This is a genomic window from Actinotignum sp. usb-actsch-213 (genome assembly GCF_059085665.1).
This window is the reverse complement of the sequence record NZ_JBHNSQ010000063.1, coordinates 1-7,781: the sequence shown is the minus strand read 5'-3', so window position 1 is coordinate 7,781 and position 7,781 is coordinate 1. Positions and strand designations below refer to the sequence as shown.

5 protein-coding genes are annotated in these 7,781 nt (G+C 60.8%); all 5 read left to right on the top strand.

The window, feature by feature from the left end:
- Positions 1-146 precede the first annotated feature (146 nt).
- The 5 genes from AC5RK6_RS06470 (at position 147) to tig (ending at position 7,765) form a co-directional block, all read left to right on the top strand.
- Complete coding sequence (locus AC5RK6_RS06470) at positions 147-2,915, top strand: hypothetical protein (RefSeq protein ID WP_051106968.1); 2,769 nt, start codon at positions 147-149, stop codon at positions 2,913-2,915.
- Positions 2,916-3,184: 269 nt separating this feature from the next.
- Positions 3,185-4,171, top strand: coding sequence for a methionine ABC transporter ATP-binding protein (locus AC5RK6_RS06465; protein ID WP_016442424.1), 987 nt, complete (start codon positions 3,185-3,187; stop codon positions 4,169-4,171).
- A complete protein-coding gene (locus tag AC5RK6_RS06460; protein ID WP_016442425.1) occupies positions 4,168-4,917 on the top strand; it encodes a methionine ABC transporter permease in 750 nt (249 codons plus the stop codon). Before AC5RK6_RS06465 ends, AC5RK6_RS06460 begins: the two co-directional genes overlap by 4 nt.
- 117 nt (positions 4,918-5,034) lie before the next feature.
- Positions 5,035-5,877 carry a MetQ/NlpA family ABC transporter substrate-binding protein gene (locus AC5RK6_RS06455; RefSeq protein ID WP_016442426.1) on the top strand — a complete coding sequence of 281 codons (843 nt, stop codon included), beginning with the start codon at positions 5,035-5,037 and terminating at the stop codon, positions 5,875-5,877.
- Positions 5,878-6,175: 298 nt separating this feature from the next.
- Complete coding sequence (tig, locus tag AC5RK6_RS06450; protein ID WP_394532747.1) at positions 6,176-7,765, top strand: trigger factor; 1,590 nt, start codon at positions 6,176-6,178, stop codon at positions 7,763-7,765.
- Positions 7,766-7,781: the final 16 nt, after the last annotated feature.

Genomic DNA, 7,781 nt, shown 5'->3' with positions numbered 1-7,781 from the left:
ACTTTTACCATAATGTTTTCAATATGTAGGTATTCTTTAATAGTGATTGCACCTATGTCGTTGGGATCATTATGTTGAGAAAATCTGCCGCAGTCGGAGCTGCGCTAATACTTGTAGGTTCTGGGATAGGGGCTGTCACCTCCGCAGTGGCAGCTCCCTCGGCCGCGGGCGAGCTACCGGCCGGTTTTGTGCCTGCCGATGCGGTCGCCGATGTGACCTCGGTCGTGGTGAACGCGACCGGCAATAGCTGCACGGGCCGCACGCTCCGCACCGCCAAGCCGGATGATGGGAAAACCTACCCGGCCCAGGATAGTTACTACACCAATAGTGTGACGTACTGCCTGGATCAGTCTTTCGTTACCGGTGATAACAAAATTTCCTGGAACGCTGCCACGAAAACCCTGTGGTTCAATAATTATGTGCAGGACGCCGCGAACGCCTACAAGCGCGGCGTGTCCGTGGACACGGGCAAGATCGCTTCCGATGTGACGGTCAAGTTCAGCGGTACGAATGTTTTCACCGCGAGCGAGGGCGGCTACACCGCGAACGCCCTCTATTTTGCCGGTAACCAGGACGGCCTGTATAAATACGTCCTCGATTTTGATGGCGACGCCACCTTCGATGCCACAAATACGATCAATAAATATCCGGTCAATGTGGCCGATAGTGATCCGTCCGCTAAGTGGCTGAAGGGCGGCTCTATCGGGCTGGATTCTTCCGGTGCGCCGATCGAAATTATCGGTCAGGGAAAGCTCACCGCCGTGGGTAGGGATATTACCTGCGAAAAGTGCGGGAGCGGAGATAACAATACCGCGATGAGCACCGCGATTCGCAGCACCGCGGATCTTAGCATCGGCGGCAATGTTCAGGTCACGGCACGAGTGACCAACGAAACGGGTTTGGCAACCGGAATTAACGCCTGGAAGAACCTCAATATTGACGGTTCCCAGGGTGCTACGGTGACGGCGGAAGCCACCTCCAACACCTCCACGGCAACGGCGATTATGCAGGCCGGTGGCGGCGGTGTAGATAACACCGGCGACGTTATGAACATCACCAATGCGAAGGTCACGGCGCGGGCAACGGCGCAAGGAAAATCGAGTTACGGCTTGTACAGCAGGGGAAATCTCAATGTTGCTGGAACCGCGTCACTTGATGTCACGTCTTCTTCGCAATCTCAAGGGTACGGGGTATACGGCGAAGGCCAGGTAAAGGCCGACGGCGCAGCCACTCTCACGGTGGCCGCTTCCTCAGCGAATGTTGCTGGCGGAGTTGTGGGTGCCACCGGTGTGACCTTCGCGAGCACCGGTGAGAGCCTCATTAAGATGAACGGGGCCAAGAATGCCCCGGCGATCGTCGCTGCGGGTCAGGGCGCCTGCCGCTTCCTGGGCACGGGGGATGTTACCGCCCAAACCGTTGGTGGCTACGGCGCCTACCTCACCTGCCCGAATACCGAATTTGGGGAGCGTATCGGCGTGACCAAGCCCGGCACTTTTGCCCTGGCCGAATTTGCTGACGGTGCTTTTACGGTCGATGATAACCTCGACCGGAACAAGGCGGCCGGCCCGGCTGGTACCAGCCCCGTGTCCTCCAATACCCGTGCACGCTTCGTGGTCAATCACAAGGGGCAGCGCACCGGAAACTGGACGATTGGCCAGGGGTACGTGGCGCAGATCGGCACCACGGCGCAAACTGATTCCATTACCGGTCAGGTGACCGAACCTGGTTCGGCGCACTATCCGGATGGCACCGTGCGGCAGCATATTTTCACCGCGCCGCAAGCTCAGGTGGGCACGAGCGCGCAGCTGAGCATTTCGGCGGGGGAGCAGACTCTTCCCTTCGCCTGGTGGACGGTATCTGACCTGGCCACGCCAACCGAGCAGCTGAGCGCGGAGGCCCTCGGGCAGAATGCGCAGGAGAACCCGTCCGATAGTGCGCTGAGCTTCGCCATGCCGGCCGAGGATCTTACGTTGACGCCGGTGTACGGCAAGATCATTGTGCCCGCAGCGCCCGTGACCGCCCCGCAGCCCTGTGACGGGAGCGGAAGCGTGGCACCGGCACAGGTGACGCTGCCGGAGAATGAAGGCGTGACGTATGGAACGCCGGAAATCAACGGAAACACGGCAACCGTGATCGCTACGGCGAAACCCGGGTATCTCATTGCGAGTCCGGGTGCCGGGGCGAGCTACACGGTTGATAAGAATCATCGTGAGGCCACCTGGACCCTGGATCTCACCTCAACCGCGTGTGCTGCTACTCCATTGGAAAAGCCGGCGGTGACCCCGATTGCTCCGACGCTGGTTCCGGCAGATAGCTGCGGTACTCCAGCCACGGTCACCATTCCGGACTCCTCCTTTGTGGAGTACACCCGCACGGAGAATAACGGCACCGTGACCGTGACAGCGCAGCTTAAGGATCCGGAGCGTTACACCCTCGCCGCTGGCGCTACGACCGAGTGGAGCTTCGATATTTCCGCCCGCGCGTGTCCCGTGCCTGAGCCGCCGGTGAACCCGGATCCGCCGGTCGATCCTGCCCCGGAGCCCGGAACTCCGGGCGAGCCGAATGACCCGGGGACGCCGGGCACTCCGGAGAAACCAGAAGTGCCGGGTACCCCGGATCCGCAACCGGGTACGCCTGGAACGCCTGGAACGCCCGGTACGCCTGGAACGCCCGGAACGCCCAGCGATCCGAACACGCCGCAGGAGCCTGGAACACCCGGAACGCCGAGTGGGCCCGCTGGCCCGAGCGCTCCAGCTGACCCGAAGCCCGCGCCAGAGCAGAAGGCTCCGACGGTGAAGGTCAAGCGCCCCGCGGCCAAGCTCGCGCATACGGGCGCCGCGGCGGTGCCCGTGATTGCAGGAGCGGCCGCGCTCATCCTGGGCGGTTACGCGCTACGCCGTAAGTACCGCGGCTAAGTGAAATAGCAGGCCAGAAGCTTGATAGCTATCCCCTCGGGAACCTTGATAAAGTATTTGCGCAAAACCTTCACCGGTACCGCCGGGAAGGAAAACGTGGAAATACCGGGGAAACCGAGGGGATAGCGCTGTTTTCGCCCTCGAAACCTACCGTGGCGTATCTCATGAGTGAGCCATTGCGTTGTTGTCGCCGGCAAAAACACCTACGATGATTGACTGTGCGCAGCAGCCCCGTTGGGCACACTAAGGGAAATGTCAGGGGATACGAGATGATCGAACTAGCAGAGGTGGAGAAGATCTACCCGCGCCGCGGAGCGGAATCCGTGGCGGCGCTGCGCGGCATCTCGCTTACTATCCCCACGGGAGAAATCCACGGCATCGTTGGCGAATCGGGGGCGGGTAAATCCACCCTTATTCGCTGCCTCACCGCCCTGGAAAAACCCACCAGCGGCTCCATTCGCATTAACGGCGAAGATCTCAACGCGCTGCCGCCCTCGAAATTACGCGCGGCGCGGCGCACCATCGGAATGGTGTTCCAGGGCGGCAACCTGCTCGAGGCACGTACCGCCGCGGATAATATCGCCTATCCCCTCCAGATCGCCGGGGAAAAATCCGCGAAGATAGCCGAACGAGTGCGCGAGCTGCTGGGCGTCGTCGGCCTTGCTGATCGGGGCGATTCTTATCCTTCCCAGCTATCGGGCGGGCAGCGCCAGCGCGTGGCCATTGCGCGCGCCCTAGCCACCACTCCGTCAGTGCTGCTCTGCGATGAGCCCACCTCCGCACTGGATGCGGATACCACCTTGCAGATCCTGGAACTGCTACGCGAGGTTCGTGATGCCTACGGGGTGACCGTCGTTATTATCACCCACGAAATGGACGTGGTGCGCCGCATCTGCGATTCGGTGACCCTCCTCGAATCGGGTCGGATTACCGCCGGTGGCACCATTGAAAGCGTGCTCGCGGACGTAAGTTCACCCCTCGCGCGGCGCCTCGTACCCGCTCCGGATATTGAAACGACCAATATTTCTGGTTCTGTGATTGACATTGCCTTTACCGCCCGCCCCGGTGAAACCGCCGGATCTCAAGCCCTCAGCCTGGCAGCGCGTCTCGGCTGCGATATTGGCGCGGGTGTTTTTGAATCCATCGGTGAGATTCAGATTGCGCGCCTGGCCCTCGTGGTCGATAACGCGCAGGTTGATACCGTTCTCACCGCGATGAACAACGCCGGAATCACCGCGGAGGTGCGGGCAGCATGACCACTCTTCTCAGTGCAGTTCTCAGCCCGGCTCTCTCCGTGCCGGTAGCATCCGCCGCGGCCGCCCTCCCCAACGAGCGCGGCACCTGGTTCGATGCCCCGGAAATCAAAGACGGCTTGGCCCGCGCTACCTTCGAAACACTGGCTATGGTGGGTATCTCCACCGTTATCGCTTCGGCGCTGGGCCTTGTCCTCGGGATGATCCTCGTGGCAACCGGCCGCGGGGGACTACTTCCCTCTCCGCTCCTCAATAAAACCCTCGGTTTTATTGTCAACGTGGGCCGCGCCATTCCTTTCATCATCTTCGTCTTTATTCTCATCGGCTTTTCGCGTGCAATTGCCGGAACGGGCAGCGCCTGGCAAGGCTTCACCGTTCCGCTCACGATCTCCGCGGCCTTCTACTTCGCGCGCCTGGTGGAATCCAATCTCATGGGCGTCGAGCGCGGCAAAGTGGAAGCCGTCCTCATGATGGGAGCTTCCCGCACCCGCATCATGTTCGGGGTGCTCATGCGCGAAGCGCTGCCCGCACTCGTCCAATCCGTCACGATCCTCGCGGTCACCCTCGTCGGCTACTCGGCGATGGCGGGTGCTGTGGGCGGCGGCGGCCTGGGCGCCATGGCTCAAAACGCCGGGTACTACAATAACCGCCCGGATGTCCTCATGATCGTGGTGGTCGTGCTGGTGCTCCTCGTTATGGTCATCCAGGCGCTGGGTGACATGCTCAGCCGGCTGGTGGATCACCGCTAAGGAACCGCCGGCCGGGTCACGCACCACCGGGAAGTACCCGGACCAGCGCTGTCAACAAAAGGTGTGCAGCGATAAGTCATCACCACCAACATTGTGAAAAATAGAGGAATATTAACCATGAAGAAGCTTTCAAAAATTGCCCTGGTAGCTGCGGTGAGCGCGCTCGCGTTGAGCGGCTGCGGTAGCTCGGATTCGTCCTCCTCCGCCCCCGCGAAGAACGACGACGGCGCGGTGCGCCTCGTGGTCGGCGCCTCGCCGGCCCCGCATAAGCAAATCCTAGAATTCGTCAACGATAACCTCGCCAAGGATGCCGGTTTTACCCTGGATATCCGCGAGTACAACGACTACGTGCAGCCCAATGTGGCGCTCAACGCCGGGGAAATCGACGCGAATTACTTCCAGCACCTGCCCTACCTTGAGAACGAAATCAAGGAAAAGAACTACACCCTGGATCACGGCGCGGGTATTCACATCGAGCCCTACGGCATTTACTCCAAGAAGATCAAGCAGCTCAGCGAGCTCAAGGACAATGCCGTGGTGGGTGTGACCAACGATCCGTCCAACCAGGCCCGGGCCCTCGACCTGCTCCAGAAGAACAACCTCATCAAGCTCAACCCGCAGGTTGCTTCCCCCACCATCTACGACGTGGTGGAGAACCCGAAGAACCTCACCTTCCGCGAAGCTGATGCTCCTTCCGTCCCGAAGATCCTCCCGGACGTGGATATCGCGATTATCAACGGTAACTTCGCCCTGCAAAACGGCTTGGTTCCCTCCAAGGACGCTATCTACACCGAAGATCCGACCGATAACCCCTACGGCAATATCCTCGCCTGGAACTCCAAGGCCACCGGTGAGAAGCTCGAGGGTGTGAAGAAGCTGGATGCCGCGCTGCACAGCCCCGAGGTTGCCAAGTACATCCGTGATACCTGGCCGAACGGCGAGGTCATTCCCGCCTTCTAAGCCTCATTGACCTGAGCCTTATCACCTTGCTCGGCCAGCTGTGCTGGTAAGCGAGTGAGCTATCAGCTGCCCGGTACCTCGGTGCGAGGTACCGGGCAGCTGCGTCGTCGTGCCTGCAAGTAGCACGCGGGTGAGAGTGCGTTCACATATGGCGAGTAGTTTCACGCTAGAACTCCCATCACCTAGGGTGCGTGCCGTAGAATTAGCGGGTATGCCCGCGCCCGGCGCGGCGCAGTAAGGGGACGAATTCGTCCTATCGACAAGGGTTATCACCCCCATTTTTAGACTGGAGAAAAAGTTGGAAAGCTCCTACGAACAGCTCGATCCCACCCAGGTAAAGCTGACCGTCGAGGTTCCTTTTGAGGAATTCAAGCCGGAAATTGACAAGGCCGCGAAGACTATCGGCAACCAGGTGCAGATTCCTGGCTTCCGCCGGGGCCACGTGCCCGCGCGCGTTCTCGAAGCGCAGATTGGCCGCGCCGCGATTGTGGAGCAGGCAATTAACGATTCCCTGGACGGTTACTACCAGGACGTTCTGGAAGAACACGATCTCGTTCCCATGGGCCGTCCCGCGGTGGACGTGACCGGCGTGGCGATGGAGAAGAACTCCACCGATCCGCTCGCCTTCACCGTCACGGTGGATGTGCGCCCGGCCATCGTTCTCCCGGATCCGGCGCAGTACAGCTTCGAAGTGGAAGCCACCAATGCCGATGATGATGCGGTAGAGGAACGCCTCGAGCAACTGCGCGAACGCTTCGCCACCCTCACAACGGTGGAACGCGCTGCCGCCAGCCGTGATTACGTCACCATTAACCTCTTTGCCAGCATTGACGGTGAGGAAGTTGATTCGGTGGAGGGCGTTTCCTACCGCATCGGTGATGACAATATGCTCGATGGCCTGGATGAGGCCGTCAACGGTGCCTCCGCCGGCGATGAGCTCAGCTTCACCTCCACGCTCGTGGGCGGGGAACACGCCGGGCAGCAGGCCGATGTTAAGGTCACGGTGGAGAAGGTGCAGGAATCTGAACTTCCGGAAGCGGATGATGATTTCGCCCAGCTCGCCTCCGAATTTGACACCATTGAGGAACTGCGCGCGGATCTGGCGGAGAAGGCCGCCACGGATGCCGCCCAGGTCCAGGTCATGGCTGCCCGTAATCTTCTGCTTGATAAGCTCCGTGAGGATGTCGCGGTGCCGCTGCCCAAGCGCGTGATCGACGCTGAAGTGGAACGCCATCTCGAATCCGAAAACCGCGCCACCGACGATGACCACGCCAAGGAAATCCGCGGGGAAATCCGCGATTCTCTGCGTGACCAGATCATCCTGGACGAACTGGCCAAGAAGTTCGGTGTGGATACCACCCAGGATGAACTCTTCAACTTCCTGGTTCAGCAGGCTCAGTCTTACGGCATGGACCCCAACCAGTTCATTTCCGCGGCCGCCCAGACCGGCCAGCTCGGGGCTTTCAGCGGTGAACTGCGCCGCGGCAAGGCTCTCATTTCGGCGCTGCGCCTGGCCAAGGTTGTGGACACTAACGGTAATGAAGTGGATGTCATCAAGGTCGTTGGTGAAAAGCCGGAAGAAGAACTGACCCCGGACTTCTCCGCCGCTCCGTCCCGCCCCGTGTGGGACGGCCCGGTGGATGAGGACAGTGCGGCTGGCTCCAGCACGGTGGAGGGCGACGACGCCGCGCCCGCGGAGGAAACACCCGCCGCAGATGCGCCGGCTGGCGATGCGGACGCTTTCGACCCGGCCGCCAAGAAGGTGGACGAAGTGGTGGAATACGCCCAGGGCGCGGATGCCGCTGAAGTGGCCCGCGTGCTCGAAGCGGAGAAGGCCGGCAAGGCCCGCAAGACCCTCGTGAAGAAGCTCGAGGAGCTCCTCGGCTAATTCGGGGATTTTATTA